Source organism: Bacillus sp. FJAT-29790, assembly GCF_019039215.1.
Lineage (GTDB): Bacteria > Bacillota > Bacilli > Bacillales > Cytobacillaceae > Cytobacillus.
The window spans coordinates 2483077-2501026 of the sequence record NZ_JAHNZZ010000001.1; the positions used below are offsets into that span (position 1 = coordinate 2483077).

The window sequence follows — 17950 nt, forward strand, 5'->3', positions numbered from 1 at the left end:
TGCTCTTGCATTTACCTTTTTTCCCTTTTCGGTAAATGAAAGGCTCTTGCATTTACCGTTATGATATCCGAACGTTTTATGTTTAAATTCCTTCCTGCTTATTGATGGTTCTACCGTTTTATTCTCAAAGATTTAGCATATAAAATATAAAGCCTGTTTCAATAAGAGCAAGTACAGGCAAACCAATTTTAAACTGCAGATGCTTTGTTTTATGCCTAAAAACTTTCATTCCAAGTGTCATTCCTGTTGCCCCAAATAATAGGGCAACTAGCCATAGTGTATTTTCACTAACGCGATAGTGCCCCTTCTTCGCCTTATTTTTGTCTGCCTTCATCAAGTAATATCCTGCAATATTCATAACAATAACAAAAATAATAATTACTTTAAACATAATGGTAACTCCTTATAAATTCCCGAAAAAAATATGAAATGTGCTCAATAGTTTCAAAATTACGCTCGATAAAGTGCGAAAGTTATACAATATATTCGTAAGTTCTCTGAAACATATATTAAAAGCCATCCTCATATTGAGAATGGCTGTGATATTACTTGCTTAAGTTTTGTTTTGCAACAGATGCTAATTCAGTGAATGCTTTTTCGTCAGCGATTGCTAATTCAGCAAGCATTTTGCGGTTTACTTCGATACCAGCAAGCTTTAAACCGTGCATTAAACGGCTGTAAGAAAGACCATTCATGCGAGCTGCTGCATTGATACGAGTAACCCAAAGTTTGCGGAAGTCGCGCTTTTTCTGGCGACGGTCGCGATAAGCATACATTAATGATTTCATTACTTGTTGGTTAGCAACTTTGTATAATGTATGTTTTGAACCGAAATAACCTTTAGCTAATTTAAGAACCTTTTTACGACGTCTGCGAGTAACTGTACCGCCTTTTACACGTGGCATATGATTTCCCTCCTAATTTCAAAAATTACTTAAGATTTACTAATAAGAAACGGATGCGTTTGTAATCGCCTGAAGAAACAAGAGTTCCTTTGCGAAGTTTACGTTTTTGTTTTGTAGATTTATTAGCGAACAAGTGACTTGTGTAAGCATGATTACGCTTAAGTTTACCAGATCCTGTTCTTTTGAAACGCTTAGCAGCGCCGCGGTGAGTTTTCATTTTTGGCATTTGGAATTCCTCCTCTTACTTTTCATTTTTAGGTGCAAGGACCATGAACATGCTTCGACCGTCCATTTTTGGATGTGATTCCACAGTTGCTACTTCATTACAAGCTTGTGCAAAGCGGGTTAATACACGGTGGCCGATTTCCTTATGAGTAATGGCACGACCTTTGAATCGGATCGATGCCTTTACTTTATCGCCTTTTTCAAGGAATTTAATCGCATTTCGAAGCTTTGTATTAAAATCGTGCTCATCGATTGTCGGACTCAGACGAACTTCCTTGAGGCTGATAATCTTCTGATTTTTACGAGCTTCTTTTTCTTTCTTTTGCTGCTCGAATTTGAACTTTCCGTAGTCCATAATACGGCCTACAGGAGGCTTTGCATTCGGTGCAACTAGAACAAGATCAAGATTTACCCTTGAAGCAATTTCAAGTGCTTCGACCTTTGATTTAATCCCCAATTGCTCGCCATTTTGATCAATGAGACGAACTTCGCGGGCGCGTATACCCTCGTTTAACAACATATCTTTGCTAATAGTTAGACACCTCCAAGGTTTTATGCGAACACAACGTTTGGGTCAAGAATGGCTAATCCAAAAGAAGCTGCCAACTGCACCGGGTAAAGCTGAGTCGCAAGTATTACATAACATATCTGCTAACCTGAGCAAATCTGTTTTTATCCAAATAAAAAAGTGCGGATGAAAACACCCACACTTTACGAACAAATTTAAACAGAAAATGTTCACGTAAAACCTGCTAACAGCTTCTTGCGTCAATCAGGTGAGAAGCGGGTGCTTCTTCTTTTCCTCAAACAGTATTCAATTACCTTAGCTACTATATCACAAAAGACATTTTCATGTCAAACGAATCATTATTATCACAACGAATTGAATTGTAACAAAAGAATAGAAATCGTGCAAGTGTTTTTTAATATTTATGGTGTCAGGCACCACAAAAAGACAAAAATGGCAGTTTTGTTCGCATCAAGTGGACACCACATTGTCCACCACATGCATACACTTATCCATAAACTGTCCACGAATGGTGCCTGACACCTTAGCGACACTTTAGCGATTTACTTCTTCTTTCAATGCCCCCATAAAGTCCTCAAATGATACCGTTTCTGATTTCTGTTCACCATATTTACGAACATTGACTGCTTTTTCAGTTACTTCATTGTCACCGACGACAAGCATGTAAGGGATTTTTTGCATTTGTGCTTCACGGATTTTGTAGCCAATTTTTTCGTTTCGGTCATCGAGCTCAACACGGAATCCTGCTGCCTGTAGCTGCTCCTGAACCTGCTTTGCATAGTCAAAGTGAACATCTGGTGATACTGGGATTACTTGTACTTGAATAGGTGCCAGCCATGTTGGGAATGCTCCTTTATATTCTTCTATCAAGAATGCAACAAAGCGTTCCATTGTGGAAACGACGCCACGGTGTATAACGACCGGACGATGCGGTTTTCCGTCTTCGCCGACGTATGATAAATCAAAGCGCTCAGGCAATAAGAAGTCCAATTGAACAGTTGATAAAGTTTCTTCTTTACCTAGTGCTGTTTTCACCTGAACATCTAATTTCGGACCGTAGAAAGCAGCTTCGCCTTCAGCTTCGAAATAATCAAGGCCGATCTCATCCATTGCTTCTTTTAACATTGCTTGTGCTTTTTCCCACATTTGATCGTCATCAAAATATTTCTCCGTATCTTGAGGATCACGGTAGGATAAACGGAAAGAGTAATCATTAAGATCAAAGTCCTTATAAACTTCAAGAACTAATTGGACAACACGCTTGAATTCTTCTTTAATCTGGTCTGGACGGACAAAGATATGAGCGTCGTTCAAAGTCATCCCGCGAACACGCTGAAGCCCAGATAATGCACCCGACATTTCGTAACGGTGCATTGTTCCAAGCTCCGCAATGCGGATCGGAAGCTCACGGTAGCTGTGAATGCCATTTTTGTAAATCATCATATGGTGCGGACAGTTCATCGGGCGAAGAACAAGCTGCTCATTGTCCATGTCCATGACAGGGAACATATCATCCTGATAGTGGTCCCAGTGTCCAGAAGTTTTATAAAGATCCACGCTGCCCATAATAGGCGTATAAACATGGTCATAGCCCAGTCGTTCTTCTTTATCGACAATATAGCGTTCGATAATGCGGCGGATGGTTGCTCCTTTCGGAAGCCACATTGGCAAGCCTTGACCAACCTTTTGCGAGTTCATGAACAAGTTTAATTCTTTCCCAATTTTACGATGATCCCGCTCTTTCGCCTCTTCAAGCAAGCGCAAATGCTCAGCAAGCTCTTCCTTTTTGAAAAAAGCAGTACCGTATATACGCTGCAGCATTTTATTATCGCTATTCCCGCGCCAGTACGCCCCGGCAATGCTCAATAATTTAATTTCTTTTAGCTTTCCTGTTGACGGAACATGAACACCGCGGCAAAGATCAAAGAAATCACCTTGCTCGTAAATTGTCACTGTTTCATTTTCAGGGATTGCCTCAATAAGCTCTAGTTTATATTCATCGTCAATTTCTTTAAAAAGCTGAACCGCTTCATCGCGGCTGACTTCCTTGCGAACAATATCAATATTTTCATTAATAATTTTTGTCATTTCTTTTTCAATAAGCGGGAGATCTTCAGGTGTTAGTGATTCTTCGATGTCGATATCATAGTAAAATCCACCTTCAATAACCGGTCCGACACCAAGTTTTACGTTCTTATATAATCGCTTAATTGCTTGTGCCATTAAATGAGCAGAACTGTGGCGAAGAACTTCCAACGCATCTTCACTGCCCTGTGTCACAATTTCAATCGCTCCGTCTTCCTCGATTGGACGACGAAGATCATACATTTGGCCATTTAATTTACCGGCAATTGCCTTCTTCTTCAGTCCAGGACTGATGCTCGCTGCGATATCTTCTGTTGTCGTCCCTTTAGGAAACTCCTTTACGGCACCATCTGGAAACGAAAGTTTAACAACTTCTGACATGATTTTTTCCTCCTTTAATTTTAACCGTCACACCTGGCTATTTGCTCACGAGGACGCTTGTTAACATTTTGAAAAAAAACAAAAAACCCGTCCCTAAAAAAGGGACGAGTTATTATCAACACGTGGTTCCACCCTACTTCTCATTTTTGCAAAAAATCGAAAAAATGACTCTGTAGCAAGATAACGGTCTTGAAACCGCCAGTCCATTTCCTGACTGGAGTTCAGAGGTGGTAAGCATTCCATTCGTGTTAGGAAGTTTTCAGCCATGCCTTCCCTCTCTTTAAACCGTTAATGAATACCCTTGTCCTCATCATAACTATAGCTAGATTATCTTAATATGTACGTATTATAGTTTGTTATTTTCGGAAAATCAAGGGATTCTTTATATTTTTTCATCTGCTATAACAAAAAACAGCCGTTTATTATCATAAAATTCAGTTATTGAACCCTGAATCAACCTTTCTTCAAAGATATTATGGATCGTTCTGACAAGCGGCTGCTCAAGATCGTCCGAGTAAAGATAGATGGCAGATGGGGCAATGGACAGCAAAGGGGCAATTGTGACAGAATCAACATAAACAGGGTGATTGAATAACAGCTTTCGGTCAATCATCCGAGTGAGATCTGAACGTTTTATTTCAAAATAATCTTCATCAAAGAAATGGACCCCATCATCAATGAGCAAATGAATATGCTTTCGCTTCGCCTCCCTTCCTGACAAAAAATCTCTTAACGTTTGAATGAACATTTGATATTCCTGTTCCATTTTATATTCATCAATCGATACTTCCACATACTTTGCCAGTTGGTCCATAAGCGATCGCATCCTGAATTTCACAAAGGAATCAAAGGAGAAGGAGATATTTTCTTGGAAAATTTGATTAATCGCCGTCTTCAAATTGCTTGCAAAATCAAGATCACTTACAAAAGCAGCTAGATCTTCCCGGTTTCCTTCCAGTATGGAATGAATAATCTCAAGTATTTGCTGCTGTTCTTCTTCATCTTGATAGAAATAATGCTCAGCTAGAATCCGCCGAAACCAATCATCTTGTTTCCTTTGGATAATAAATTCGTAAAATACTTTTTTGACTAACTCTAAAGGCTTCTTCATATTCGGCTCGATATTAATTTTTACTATATGTTGATCTTCAAATTGAAGAATATTTTCATCGGATCGTACAGATGACGCCAGACAAAGTTGAAGATAACCAAATAAGTCCTTCGCATCTTCGTTCTTTTGGAAAATGATTTCGATCAACCAAATCCCCCCTTTTTATTTGATCTTTGCTTTCATGTATATGGGGAACTTGGACAAAATAGAAGTGAGCACGTAAAAGTCATTGTTATCTTTACTTGATAGCGCCTAATTGTACGTATGGAAATTATTACAAGGCTGTTTTCGCATATATTGTTGTTTTAGACTTCATAGTTTGCCCGTTGATTTCCCACAAAAATTCTTTATGAGAAACCATAAAAAAGAAAGCTGCCGGATACGCATCCTGACAGCTTTCTTTTTATCCTCGTCGATTTGGCCCCTCTACTTGAACTGGTTCAGCTAAATATTTAATCCGTTCCATTATCCGTCTTGCCTTCAGTTTTTCCTCTTCACCGCGCTGGCTGTACGATAAATGGTGCTCAAGCCCTTGAAGATCAAAATTAGACGTAAAGAACGTCGGAAGGCTATCCAACATTCGGAATTGCAGGATTGGCCCTAAAACCTCGTCTCTTGTCCAGCTGGACATTGTTTCTGCCCCAATGTCATCAAACATTAAAACAGGCACTTTTTGGATCGTGGCAATTTTTTCATTTAATGTTGAGTCCGCAATTGAGCTTTTCAATTCCCTTAATAGTTCAGGAACATAAACTATCATGGAGGGTACTTTCCGATTAGCTAATTCATTTGCAATTGCCCCTAATAAATACGACTTTCCAACGCCAAATTTACCGTAAAAATAGAGCCCTTTCTGTTTTGATCCAGGCTTATAGTTCATCAGAAAGGACGCAGCTTTTTGCACAGCATCAATCCGCTCATCATCTGCATAAATGGAATCAAAGGAAGCATGGAGAATATCCTTTGGCACATAGAGGCTTTGAATCAATTTTTGATTTTTTCGCTTTTCATCATCCATAACTTTACGAGGGCATTTATCATATTGTAAATCAATGCTGCCTCTCTGAATAACGAGCTCCGGGTGATACCCCTTCATAAGGTTTACACAGCCGTCTAGACTCGGACATTTATTGCACTCCTTGCTTTGCTGGGAGTATTCATAAAGCTTAACCATGCTTTTTTCGATCATGCTTGTTGTCAAGTCAGCCTCATTATTCCTCAAAAAAGCTCTCACGTCCGGATGATTCATCGTTTCACGGCGCTGCATCTCATACCTTTTTTGAAAATCTTCTTTTCCGGCCAAACGCTTTAATGTATCATTGATCTTTTTCATCATTCAGTCACTTCCCCTGAACGTAATTTTTTTAACGTTTCTTCTAGTTCTCTTTTTTTCAATTCCAGTTCTTCATTATTATCTTTTTTCACAGGACTGATAGGCGGATTTGCTGTTTCATCAAACCAATCTGGAAGCATTTCCGTTCGGATCGGTTTCTTTTTCCCGCTCGTTTTCGGCGTCTTCTTTCCATCAGCCCATTCCATATACTGTCTATGTTCATTTTTGGCCAAATCAATCGCTTCTTTAGCCGTCTTTATTTTCTTTCTTGCCCAGTGACCAGCAATTTTCTCGACATACCCTTTTGTTAATTTCATATCCGACTTGAGCATAACATATTGAATTAAAACATTTACTACACCAGGGAGAAGCTTCTGCTGGAACATGACATCCTCAATAATCTGCAGATCGGCTTTAGAAGGCTCAGCCCCTCCTGAAATATCCTTTAATAACTGACGCGGGGAAGTAATCTCCAAATATCGAAGTAGTTCTTCCTCCTTTGTTTCTGGTTCTTTCGTTTGCGTCTGATTCGCGACCGGCTGTGTTCGGTCAATCAGGGATGGAAGCTGGTCATAGTTTTGAAACTGGTACCAATCCCGCGCTGATTTCCTTAGTTCTTCAATATTAATTTCATTTTCTGCCGTAATCGCACTAATAACGATATTTTTCATTTGAATCGGATCGATCCCATATAAAAAGGCCAGATTGCTGACCGCATTTTTCACATTATTGGTTAGAGCTTTCTTTGGAACGAGTGACTCATTCAACCCTGCTTCAAGAAGTTCAAAGTTAAAAATGGTCTGGCTAATTTGGATACTCTCCCGGTCTAGCCTGCCGATAAAAGTCTGGCCATCCGAGGTCTTCATGATTTGTTCCGTTTCTGAATCATAGGCAATCGCCCCCAGATGTTCCGACATATAGACATCCTGAAACGCCTTGGTCACTTCCGTGTATTCTACCTTCGATTGAACATTTTCCTCAGTAAAAAACCGTTTAAGTCTTAAATATTGATTTTTACCAATTTTTCGATACAAATAAATATTTAGCAAGCCATCTAAAAAAAATTGCTCCGGCGATAACGGTGGAATGAGTTCATAGATAAATGACCTCGAATCCTCGTCTTTTTTTTCATAAACCTTCAAAAGACCGATCCCTTCCAGCTTTACGCGAGCCCTATAAATATCATTTAGACCCAACTCCATAAAATTCATCAAACTATGATGTGAATTGGAACTTGACCAAAGCCTGTTTTCTTCCAATTCAGCCCATAGGGTCATATATAAACTAAAACAAGTGGAACCGATTAAAGGCTGATATAAAAAGGTCAGCACTTTCCGGTCATATTCATGTAGGAGCCCGCTAGCGGCGACTGCATATCGGTCAATCGGTAACATTTCCTGCCAATGCTGGGCCATAAACATCAACCTTCTTTCTAGAGGTAGGAGGTATGAGATCAGATGTGGGATTAGAAGAGAGTAGAAGAAATCAGCAAATTAACCGATTTCTTCTACTTTTCTTTTTTTATTAATTCTTTTAATTCATCAATAAAGACATTGATATCTTTAAATTGCCTATACACAGATGCAAAACGGACATAGGCCACATCGTCAATGTTCGCAAGTCTGTCCATGACCATTTCACCAACAGCTTCACTTTTTATTTCAGAAACACCATTGCTGCGAAGCTCCTTCTCGACACTCAATGTGATCTCCTCGAGTTCTTTTAGAGGAACCGGCCGCTTTTCACATGCCCTAAGAAGCCCACGCAGAATTTTTTCGCGGCTAAACTCTTCTCTTGTTCCCTCTTTTTTTACAACTATCAGTGGAAATTCTTCTACCTTTTCAAAGGTTGTGAAACGATATCCACAGCCTTCACATTCCCTTCTGCGGCGAATTGACCTATAGTCATCAACTGGACGGGAATCAAGAACACGTGTATTGTTATTTTGACATGAAGGACATTTCATACAATCAGCTCCGAATCCTATTCGATCAATATGTAGATACTCTTATTGTACTATTTTTTATCAAAAACCCCAATAGCATGAACCCTTTTTAGTGACCGTCTTACTCTTTTCGAGGAGGTTACGGTCACCTGAGCCCTTTTTTCCTTTTGGGTAGTTTTCAAAGTAACAAAATTGTTACAAAAACTTACGAAACAGCAAAAAAATAAAAAAGAGGTGTATAAAATACACCTCTAAAAGCTCAATATAATTATTTTAGTCATTATAGAATGTTTGCTTGTTTAACTTGAACTGGACCCATACCGCGAGGAAGCTCAATATTCTCACGTGTTTCTGCACCTAACGCTTCTGCAATGAAATCTGCAGCAATGTTAGGGTCAAGATCACCACATGTATATACATCAATACTGGCATATCCATGCTCCGGGAAGCTATGAATGGTTAAGTGAGATTCAGAAATTATAACAACCCCGCTTACACCTTGTGGCGCAAATTTATGGAAAGCAACCTCACGAATTTCAGCACCTGACTTCAATGCCGCATCGACAAAAGTTTGCTCAATATACTCCATATTATTTAACTTTTCAAAATCACAACCCCATAGTTCTGAGATAACGTGACGACCCATTGTTTCCATATTCAAATTTCCCCCTTTAGCAATAATAATGAAACTTCAAATTTTTAAGTGTGGCCCATAACTACAACGGGGGAAAGTTAGTCCAAAGAGGTCCTAACCCTTTAAGTAGCTACCTTAGCCAAAATCAAGAAGTTCACGATGACTAGTATACTTCGTTTACTTTCTTTTTGCAATATATGCTTTTAAAAAAGTTGCAAAAGAGTTTAACCAATCCACCCTCATTTTATCACAAATTAACGGGTAGTCTCTCCCCATTTTATGGTAGTTACTTTTTCCAAATAGCCAACACAGTTATTTTAAAGGCTGTTATCGTAAACTTTGTTGCTATTTAACCAAAATGTGGCATGTGGCCTAGTTGATTTCCGCTCCAGGAGCTCGCTTTCCGCGGGGCAGGCGGTGAGCCTCCTCAAGCATTAAGCCTGTGGGGTCTCACCTGTCCTGCTTCTCCCGCAGGAGTCTCGCACCTTCCGCTCCAATCAACTTTATACAAAACTTGTTTAAAAACAACAATCCTTTAGAAAACAGTCATTTTAAAAAAAACACCTAAAAGGCCTGCCGTTAATACGGCAAGCCGGAAAACTTTTCTTCTAAGTTAGCTTACTTTCACTGCTAAGGATTTAAATAGCTCTTGTGCGACGTATTTTGCCAGATCAACAACTCTGCAGGAATAACCCCACTCATTATCATACCAAGCCAATACTTTTACCTTATTCGTACCCATCACCATCGTTGATAAACCATCAATGATAGCTGAATGTTCATTCGTGTTAAAATCGATCGACACTAAAGGTTCATCCGTAATATCCAATACCCCGTTCAATGAACCTCTCGCTGCTCTTTCAAATGCATCATTTATTTGGTCAATGGTCACATCACATTTAAGATCGACAACAAGATCAACAAGTGAAACGTTTGGCGTCGGCACACGCAGAGCCATACCATGCAGCTTTCCTTTTAAATGAGGAAGCACTAATGACAAGGCTTTTGCTGCCCCAGTGGATGTTGGAATAATCGACTGTGCACATGAGCGGGCACGGCGCAAGTCCTTATGGGGGTTATCGATATTATTTTGGTCATTTGTATATGCATGGATCGTTGTCATTAAGCCATTTTCAATGCCAAACTGCTCATCTAGAACTTTAGCGACAGGCGCTAAACAGTTCGTCGTACATGATGCATTTGAAATCACATCATGTTCATGAATATTTAATGCGCTTTCATTTACGCCCATTACAATGGTCACATCTTCATTTGTGCCTGGCGCTGTTAAAATTACCTTTTTCGCACCAGCATCTAAATGAAGTGCTGCTTTATCCCGAGAGTTAAACTTACCTGTTGCTTCAATAACAATATCAATATTCATTTCCTTCCAAGGAAGCTCCTGCGGATTACGGTTGTTTAATAATTGAACTCGTTTCCCGTTAACTACAATAGCATTATTTTCAGGAACTACATGTCCTTGGAAAGATCCATGGTTCGTATCATATTTAATTAAGTGGGCCAATGTCTCTGCAGGATAGCTTGCATTTATGGCAACCACTTCAAGGTTTTCATCAAGAATGGCTTTTCTAAATACCATTCGTCCAATTCTTCCAAAACCGTTAATTGCTATTTTTGCTTTCATTGTACGGCTCCTTCCGCATTAAGGTTATACTTTTAATGACTTATGATGTAATTAGTATAACATATTAACAATCATTTGTGGTAATTAAAATGCGGAATTTTTTTTGTGACAGGCACCTCTCGAATTTTGTTGAAAAACACAGAACAAAAAAAGAGCCCCAAGGCCCCTTTAGATTGCTTTCCAGTTTGTTAATATCTTCATTAGCTGTTTCTTTGTTTCTTCAATTGTTCCATTATTATCAATGACAGCATCTGCCAGCTCGGTTTTATCCTTTAATCGCATTTGTGAATTCACTCTTGCTAGAGCTTCATCCTTCGAGAGCTGATTCCGTTCCATCAGACGCTGCAATTGAGTGTCTTCTTCCACAAATACTAATAATGTTTTGTCTACCATATATGTGAGCTGACTTTCAAATAAGAGCGGAATATCCATGATAATTAATTTTTCTCCATTTTCACACGCCTTTGTCTTTTTCATCAGCATTCTTTTTCGGACAGCTGGGTGAACGATGCTGTTTAGCTTTAAACGCTGCTCTTTGTCATTAAAAATAATTGATCCTAATTTCCCCCGGTCGATTGAACCGTCTTCAAGCAATATCTGTTCTCCAAAGTGGCTGACAATTTCTTGATACGCATCCTCCCCTTTTTCAACAGCTAATTTCGCTTCTAAATCTGCATCTATTACTGTAATCCCCTTTTCAATAAGAATGGACGAAACGGTGCTTTTTCCGCTTGCAATTCCACCTGTTAAACCTACTACTAAGGACATAGCTCTTTCCTTTCTTGGTTCGATCAAATTCGCATAGGCGTATTTGCGCCCAGATTTTTACCTTAGCTTGCTCGATAATTTCCTTTGAAAAATCTGAGGCATCCGCCGGAGGCTTAACTTTATTCAGCCGGGGTTTAACCCCCACTGAATTGGATACCTGTTTGCATTCATCTTGCCCTTTATAGAAGTGGCAGAAATATGCTAAATAAAGTTAAATTTTCCAGATTCCGATTAGGATTAATAGGATACCCGGAATGAAGGAAAACTTTTGAATCCAGCCGCTATTCGAAAAAATCGTTCCCACCTTTATCCCGGTAAAAACGAACAGGGAGCTCATTAATGCAACGGTAAATGCTAAATAATAGGGAGAATAGCCCAATATTGCAGCACCAATCCCGGCACCAAATGCGTCAAGTGAGAGTGCAATCCCCAGCATTAAGGCTTCTAAGCCGGTGATCGTACCTGATTGATCAAAATCTGCTGACATTGGTTTTTTCAAAATATTAATAACAAGACCTAATGATTTAATTTCAAAGTTCACAATTGTTTTTTCATGTGGAAGGACATTCCTAGCCTTTGCCGGGCGAAAAAATTGATATAGCACCCATGCCCCTAGGCAAATAAGGATCATCCCCCCTAAACTCTGTGCAATATTAGGTGATAATAACTTCACAATCACATTTCCAATTGTCATTGCGATGATTAATGTTACTGCCGAACAGCAAGCGATTATGCCCATCGATTTTAACGGAATACGCATTTTTCTTAGCCCATATGTTAGCCCAACACTAAAACCGTCAAGACTGACAGCAAACGCTATTATTAGAAGTGAGATCATGTGCACCATGTAGATAGAACTCCTCCCTCGTACCAACGTAGATCTTGTTGGTACTTGACAATCGCTAAGATAGTATATGGAAGAAGCCTATCCTTTGTTAAATCGTTTTGCTTTTTCGCTAACGTACAGCTATTTGGGCAGGGACAATAAAATTAAATTCGCCTTGGCGTATTTGCGCTCAGATTTTTATCCAGGTTGCTCGATAAATTCCTTAAAAAAATCGAAAGGCTCACCGGAGGCTAAACTTTATTCCACCTGACATGTTGGACAAAAGACCGTACCACGTCCACCAGTCACAATACGTTCAAGCGGGCTGCTGCAAACTTTGCACGCCTCCCCTTTTCTGCCATAGACAAAAAGTTCAAGTTGAAACATGCCAATCTGGCCTTGGGAGTTTACATACGAACGGATCGTGCTTCCCCCTTTTTGGACTGCTTCGGATAACGTATTCAAGATTTCCTTATAGAGCTTGGCTATTTCATTTTCTGTCAAACTGTCCGCTGGTCTTTCTGGATGGATTCGTGCCCTGAACAATGCTTCATCGACATAAATATTCCCAAGCCCGACGACTACTTTTTGATCAAGAAGAGCGGCTTTAATATTTCTTTTTGTTTTAGAGAGCTTGGAGGATAATCCCTCGATTGTAAAATCATCAGAAAAAGGTTCAGGCCCTAAGTGGGAAAGCGGCAGTAAATCAAATTCATTCCCTTTTAAGTATAAGTGCATCGTTCCAAACTTCCGGACATCTTTATAGCGCAGTTCAGTTCCGTCCGTAAAATGAAAAATAACGTGGGTGTGTTTATCAACCGGTTCCGTCTTTTGGAAAAGCCCATATTTCCCCTCCATTCTTAAATGGGAAACAAGGGCAAAATCTTCCGAATAAAGTATAAGAAATTTTCCTCTTCTGCCGATATCGCTTATCGTCTGGCCGACTAGCGCATCCTTAAATTGTGAGACCTCTTCTGGATGCTTCACAATTTTTGGCCAAAAGACCGAAACATGATCGATTTTTTTATTGATGACTAATTCCTGCAATGTCCTGCGGATCGTTTCCACTTCTGGCAGCTCTGGCATCGGATCCCCTCCTGCTTAAAATGAAAGCTAAAACTGTAATTTTTTTTGTTTTAACATTGATTATCACTCGAGTTGATGTCAGAGAAATCAGAGACCACCGACCCTTTTTTGCACTTGACTATTTCGCATCAAACCACGTCGGCCCATAGGAGAAATCAACTTTGAGTGGAACCTTAAGCTCCACTGCATTTTCCATCACTTCCGGAACGATCCTTTTTAGCGTTTCAATTTCATCCTCAGGTGCTTCAAAAATTAATTCATCGTGTACCTGCAGCAATAGACGGGTTCGCAGGTTTTCCATTTTCAGTCTAGCGGCCATATCAATCATCGCCTTCTTAATAATATCTGCAGCGCTTCCCTGAATCGGTGTATTCATGGCTGTTCGTTCCGCAAAACTGCGCAGATTAAAGTTTCTACTCGTAATTTCTGGCAAATATCTTCTGCGATGCAGCAAAGTAGAAACATATCCCTTTTGCTTCGCATCACTAACGATCTCATCCATATATCGTTTTACCCCTGGATAACTTTCTAAATACCGGTCGATAAAGTTTCCTGCTTCTTTCCTCGAAACCCCGATACTTTGCGATAATCCGTAATCACTAATTCCGTAGACGATCCCAAAGTTTACAGCCTTTGCATGCCGGCGCATATTGGAAGTAACTTCTTCTGCACTGACATGAAAAACCTCCATTGCCGTTCTCGTGTGAATATCCAAATCTTCCTTGAAAGCTTCAATCAGCTTTTCGTCATCAGCAATATGGGCAAGCACCCTAAGCTCGATTTGCGAATAGTCCGCCGCAAAAATAACCCAGTCTTTTTCAGAAGGAATAAACGCTTTTCTGATTTTCCTCCCTTCCTCTAGACGGATGGGAATGTTTTGCAGGTTGGGGTCAATCGAACTTAACCTTCCTGTTTGTGTAAGGGTCTGGTTGAATCTTGTGTGGACTTTTTCAGTCTCCTTATTCACAATCTTAAGCAAGCCTTCAATATATGTGGACTGAAGCTTTCCTAGCTGTCGGTAATTGAGAATCTCTCTGATAATTTCGTGATCCTGTTCTAGTTTTTCAAGAACGTCCGCAGAGGTGGAGTAGCCAGTTTTTGTTTTTTTGATCGGCGGGAGCCCTAGCTTATCGAATAAAATGACTCCAAGCTGTTTTGGTGAATTGATATTAAACTTTTCTTCCGCTAATTCATGAACGCGAATTTCGATATCCGCCAATTTTGCCAGAATTTCCTTCCCCATATCCTTTAACCGTTCAAGATCCATTTTGACACCATACGATTCCATGTCCGCCAAAATTAATGATAAAGGCATCTCAAGATCATAGAATAATTTGGATTGCTCGTTTTCTCTTAGCTCATCTATTAGCTTTTCTTTCAATGCTTGTAAAGCAGTCGCTTTTCTGGCCAAATGTTCAGCAAGTTGTCTTTCTTCCGGCACCTTTCTCTTTGCGCCTTTACCATAAAACGCTTCATCCGATTGGATAGCCAAATAACCATGACTTTTAGCAACGGAAGCAACGTCTTCAAGCGTTTCCGATGGATTAATTAGATAGGAAGCAATTAAAAGGTCAAAATTAACCCCCTTTAAATGAATCCCGTGGTGACGAAGTGAAACTTCCGATCGTTTCGCATCGTAAACAACCTTCTCCCTACTTTCATCCTCTGCCCACTCTTTAAAAGCCTCTGAATCCAGGGCTTTTTCTGTCGAAATAAAGAACTTGCCTTTGTTATTAGCAATTGAAAATCCGATGATGTCTGCATAATGATAATTATCTTCCAATACTTCTACGTAAAAAAAGTTCTCTTTCGAAAAAATATCTTCAGTAATGTTCTCTACGATCGTAAATTCAATTTCTTCTAAATCTTCTTCAGGCATTCCATCTATATCTGAACCAAGCTTATCTAGTAAGGAGTTAAAACCAAGCTCCTTATAAATGCTAATAACCTTTTCCTTTTCAAAGCCTTCATATTCAATTTCACTTAGCTGAATTTCTACTGGCGCCTCCCTCGTTATTGTTGCAAGCTCCTTACTCATCAGCGCCTGATCTTTGAATTCCTCAAGCTTTTCCTTCAGCTTGTCCCCGCGCACTTTATCAATCGATTCCAATAATGTTTCAAGCGTCCCAAACTCCTTTAGCAATTTCAAAGCAGTCTTCTCGCCAACACCTGGGACACCTGGAATATTATCAGAACTGTCGCCCATTAGACCCTTCATATCAATAATACGTTCCGGCGTAATTCCATATTTCTCTTGAATATGGGCTGGTGTGTATTCTTCAGTATCAGTGATCCCTTTCCGTGTAATGGAAACAGTCGTATTTTCAGAGCTTAATTGCGTTAAATCCTTATCACCGGAAATGACCTTTACTTCATAGCCATTATTCTCAGCTTGAAGGGAAAGTGTCCCAATAATATCATCCGCTTCATAATTTTCAAGTTCATAGCGGGAAATTCCGTAGGCATCAAGTAGTTCTCGAATAAATGGAAATTGCTCTGATAGCTCAGGAGGCGTTTTTTGCCTTCCTCCTTTATACTCACTGAACGTCTTATGACGAAAAGTGGTTTTCCCTGCATCAAAGGCAACTAGCAAATGGGTTGGTTTTTCATCCTCAAGAATCTTCGCCAGCATCATCGTAAATCCGTATACAGCGTTTGTATGTACCCCTTTATCATTATTCAGCAATGGCAAGGCAAAAAAAGCCCGATATGCAATACTGTTCCCATCTATCAAAACTAGCTTCTTTTTCAAAAATAAATCCCCCTTTAAACCACTAAAATACCGTTATGTCCTAACTTTATTCTACCATGAGTAGATAAAGAAAGAAAAATAACGATCTTATGTTGTTTAGCTTTCCCTCAATTCGTGATCATCCAAGCTTACTCTAAATGCGGTTGTAAAAAGGAATTTTATGTACGCATCTCAAATATATACTATAGATTGTACTAAAATGAGAAAGGAAGTGTGCGATTTGAAGCAACAAAAGTTCTTTATTAATGGCGAAAGATTAGAGAATACACTTGAGCAATTTGCAAATTTTGGTCGAACAGACAACAACGGGGTTACACGCTTGGCCTTATCTGAAGAAGATCGATTAGCTAGAGATTATTTTTGCTCTTGCTGTAAAGAATTAGGCATGTCAATACAAATTGATGATTTGGGCAATATTTATGCTCTTTTGGAAGGGATTGAAAACAAACCGCCCATCGTAATCGGATCGCATATGGATACGGTAAAAAAAGGCGGCAGATTTGATGGAATATTAGGGGTGGTTGCTGGGTTAGAAATCGTGCAAACTTTAGTAGAGAACAATATTAAACCCCGAATTCCTATCATGGTTGTTAATTTTACAAATGAAGAAGGTGCTAGATTCGAACCTTCAATGATGGCATCAGGTGTTCTTTCAGGAAAATTCGATAAAGCTGCCATGTTACAAAAAACAGATACAGAGGGTACCACATTTAAAGAAGCATTACATGCCATTGGGTACGAAGGAAAAATAGAGTCCCGCTTAAAAGAAGCCACAGCCTTTTTAGAATTACACATTGAACAAGGGCCTATACTTGAACAAGAATCACTAGCAATTGGTGTCGTTGAATGTGTGCTTGGAATGGTATGCTATGAAATTGAAATAACAGGGGATTCGAACCATGCAGGAACTACCCCTATGCATATGAGAAAAGACGCCTTCTTTACTGCAAATAACTTAATCACTAAAGCCCGACAAAAATTGGATAAACTCCCCAACGATTTAGTATATACGATAGGAAGAATGAACGTTTCACCAAATATTCACACCGTGATTCCAAATAAAGTTGTTTTTACACTTGAAGCAAGACATAAGAATCCGGAAGTCATCAATCAAGTGGAGGATATTATTCAAGGATTTTCGCAATCAGCAATAGAAGAAGGCTGTGAAATCAACACGGAAAAATTATGGGGCCGGGATACGGTATGGTTCAATGAGCAAGTCTGCGATCTGCTCGAACAATCGACGAAATTATTAGGCTATCCTTATAAAAGGATGGTTAGTGGTGCCGGCCATGATGCTCAATTCATGGCGAGTTTACTGCCAACAGCAATGATTTTTGTGCCAAGCATCAATGGGAAAAGCCATAATGAGGACGAACTTACCACTTGGGAAGATTGTGAAAAAGGAGTAAACGTGATTTTGGAAACTGTACTTACCTTACAATCCAGGGAAAATGCAAGTTACTAATTTAACTCCTTTATAAGTCCTAGTGCCTGTGGATTCCTAAATCTCACAAAAAGAGTATTCCTAGAAGAAAGGAAAAAACACTTTCTACAGGAATACTCTTCAGCTTTATAACTATAAATCTGACGTCATTTTCTTTGGCTGTTCTCGTTAAGTTTGTTGTTTTAATAGTATAATTTTAATTTAACCATCTGAGTTGATTGAAGCGGAGGGCACTTGACTCCTCGAAAATGCTATCGCATTTCCTTCGTGCGTGGGCA

16 protein-coding genes and 2 other annotated features are annotated in these 17950 nt (G+C 39.5%); of the genes, 1 reads left to right on the plus strand and 15 read right to left on the minus strand.

The window, feature by feature from the left end:
• Positions 1 to 124 precede the first annotated feature (124 nt).
• The 15 genes from BGM26_RS11730 to polA form a co-directional block, all read right to left on the minus strand.
• Complete coding sequence (locus tag BGM26_RS11730; RefSeq protein WP_217039995.1) at positions 125 to 391, minus strand: DUF1294 domain-containing protein; 267 nt, start codon at positions 389 to 391, stop codon at positions 125 to 127.
• Positions 392 to 545: 154 nt separating this feature from the next.
• On the minus strand, positions 546 to 905 hold the full coding sequence (gene rplT / locus BGM26_RS11735; RefSeq protein WP_217039996.1) for a 50S ribosomal protein L20: 360 nt from the start codon (positions 903 to 905) through the stop codon (positions 546 to 548).
• Positions 906 to 930: 25 nt separating this feature from the next.
• Positions 931 to 1131, minus strand: coding sequence for a 50S ribosomal protein L35 (gene rpmI / locus BGM26_RS11740; RefSeq protein ID WP_217039997.1), 201 nt, complete (start codon positions 1129 to 1131; stop codon positions 931 to 933).
• Positions 1132 to 1146: 15 nt separating this feature from the next.
• Positions 1147 to 1650 (minus strand): translation initiation factor IF-3, encoded by a 504-nt coding sequence (gene infC / locus BGM26_RS11745; protein WP_217039998.1) that lies wholly within the window; start codon positions 1648 to 1650, stop codon positions 1147 to 1149.
• 156 nt (positions 1651 to 1806) lie between these two features.
• Positions 1807 to 1935, minus strand: a sequence feature (ribosomal protein L20 leader region).
• 258 nt (positions 1936 to 2193) lie between these two features.
• Positions 2194 to 4125, minus strand: a complete 1932-nt coding sequence (thrS, locus tag BGM26_RS11750) for a threonine--tRNA ligase (protein ID WP_217039999.1) — start codon at positions 4123 to 4125, stop codon at positions 2194 to 2196.
• A gap of 97 nt (positions 4126 to 4222) precedes the next feature.
• Positions 4223 to 4448 (minus strand) — a binding site (T-box leader).
• Positions 4449 to 4507: 59 nt separating this feature from the next.
• Positions 4508 to 5383, minus strand: a complete 876-nt coding sequence (gene ytxC, locus BGM26_RS11755) for a putative sporulation protein YtxC (protein WP_217040000.1) — start codon at positions 5381 to 5383, stop codon at positions 4508 to 4510.
• 256 nt (positions 5384 to 5639) lie between these two features.
• On the minus strand, positions 5640 to 6569 hold the full coding sequence (gene dnaI, locus BGM26_RS11760) for a primosomal protein DnaI (RefSeq protein WP_217040756.1): 930 nt from the start codon (positions 6567 to 6569) through the stop codon (positions 5640 to 5642).
• Positions 6569 to 7984, minus strand: a complete 1416-nt coding sequence (locus BGM26_RS11765) for a replication initiation and membrane attachment family protein (protein ID WP_217040001.1) — start codon at positions 7982 to 7984, stop codon at positions 6569 to 6571. The genes dnaI and BGM26_RS11765 overlap by 1 nt, the downstream gene beginning before the upstream one ends.
• Positions 7985 to 8076: 92 nt before the next feature.
• Entirely contained in the window at positions 8077 to 8535 is a 459-nt protein-coding gene (gene nrdR / locus BGM26_RS11770) for a transcriptional regulator NrdR (RefSeq protein WP_217040002.1), read from the minus strand.
• A gap of 259 nt (positions 8536 to 8794) precedes the next feature.
• Positions 8795 to 9169, minus strand: coding sequence for an adenosylmethionine decarboxylase (gene speD / locus BGM26_RS11775; protein WP_217040003.1), 375 nt, complete (start codon positions 9167 to 9169; stop codon positions 8795 to 8797).
• A 592-nt stretch (positions 9170 to 9761) separates the two neighbouring features.
• Positions 9762 to 10793, minus strand: coding sequence for a glyceraldehyde-3-phosphate dehydrogenase (locus BGM26_RS11780; protein ID WP_217040004.1), 1032 nt, complete (start codon positions 10791 to 10793; stop codon positions 9762 to 9764).
• Between the two features lie 168 nt (positions 10794 to 10961).
• Entirely contained in the window at positions 10962 to 11561 is a 600-nt protein-coding gene (gene coaE, locus BGM26_RS11785; protein ID WP_217040005.1) for a dephospho-CoA kinase, read from the minus strand.
• Positions 11562 to 11772: 211 nt separating this feature from the next.
• The gene (gene ytaF, locus BGM26_RS11790; RefSeq protein ID WP_217040006.1) at positions 11773 to 12408 is read right to left on the minus strand and encodes a sporulation membrane protein YtaF; all 636 of its coding nucleotides are present in this window, start codon (positions 12406 to 12408) and stop codon (positions 11773 to 11775) included.
• Between the two features lie 237 nt (positions 12409 to 12645).
• Positions 12646 to 13473, minus strand: coding sequence for a DNA-formamidopyrimidine glycosylase (gene mutM / locus BGM26_RS11795; protein WP_217040007.1), 828 nt, complete (start codon positions 13471 to 13473; stop codon positions 12646 to 12648).
• A 118-nt stretch (positions 13474 to 13591) separates the two neighbouring features.
• On the minus strand, positions 13592 to 16225 hold the full coding sequence (gene polA, locus BGM26_RS11800; protein ID WP_217040008.1) for a DNA polymerase I: 2634 nt from the start codon (positions 16223 to 16225) through the stop codon (positions 13592 to 13594).
• A gap of 220 nt (positions 16226 to 16445) precedes the next feature.
• On the opposite strand from polA, the gene BGM26_RS11805 reads away from it, so the two are divergent.
• A complete protein-coding gene (locus BGM26_RS11805; protein WP_217040009.1) occupies positions 16446 to 17693 on the plus strand; it encodes a Zn-dependent hydrolase in 1248 nt (415 codons plus the stop codon).
• Positions 17694 to 17950 lie beyond the last annotated feature (257 nt).

Bases quoted from the DNA above. Each gene is read 5' to 3' on its own strand.
- BGM26_RS11730 (WP_217039995.1), bottom strand. From the start codon at position 391: ATGTTTAAAGTAATTATTATTTTTGTTATTGTTATGAATATTGCAGGA.
- rplT (WP_217039996.1), bottom strand. From the start codon at position 905: ATGCCACGTGTAAAAGGCGGTACAGTTACTCGCAGACGTCGTAAAAAG.
- rpmI (WP_217039997.1), bottom strand. From the start codon at position 1,131: ATGCCAAAAATGAAAACTCACCGCGGCGCTGCTAAGCGTTTCAAAAGA.
- infC (WP_217039998.1), bottom strand. From the start codon at position 1,650: ATGTTGTTAAACGAGGGTATACGCGCCCGCGAAGTTCGTCTCATTGAT.
- thrS (WP_217039999.1), bottom strand. From the start codon at position 4,125: ATGTCAGAAGTTGTTAAACTTTCGTTTCCAGATGGTGCCGTAAAGGAG.
- dnaI (WP_217040756.1), bottom strand. From the start codon at position 6,569: ATGAAAAAGATCAATGATACATTAAAGCGTTTGGCCGGAAAAGAAGAT.
- BGM26_RS11765 (WP_217040001.1), bottom strand. From the start codon at position 7,984: ATGGCCCAGCATTGGCAGGAAATGTTACCGATTGACCGATATGCAGTC.
- nrdR (WP_217040002.1), bottom strand. From the start codon at position 8,535: ATGAAATGTCCTTCATGTCAAAATAACAATACACGTGTTCTTGATTCC.
- speD (WP_217040003.1), bottom strand. From the start codon at position 9,169: ATGGAAACAATGGGTCGTCACGTTATCTCAGAACTATGGGGTTGTGAT.
- BGM26_RS11780 (WP_217040004.1), bottom strand. From the start codon at position 10,793: ATGAAAGCAAAAATAGCAATTAACGGTTTTGGAAGAATTGGACGAATG.
- coaE (WP_217040005.1), bottom strand. From the start codon at position 11,561: ATGTCCTTAGTAGTAGGTTTAACAGGTGGAATTGCAAGCGGAAAAAGC.
- ytaF (WP_217040006.1), bottom strand. From the start codon at position 12,408: ATGGTGCACATGATCTCACTTCTAATAATAGCGTTTGCTGTCAGTCTT.
- mutM (WP_217040007.1), bottom strand. From the start codon at position 13,473: ATGCCAGAGCTGCCAGAAGTGGAAACGATCCGCAGGACATTGCAGGAA.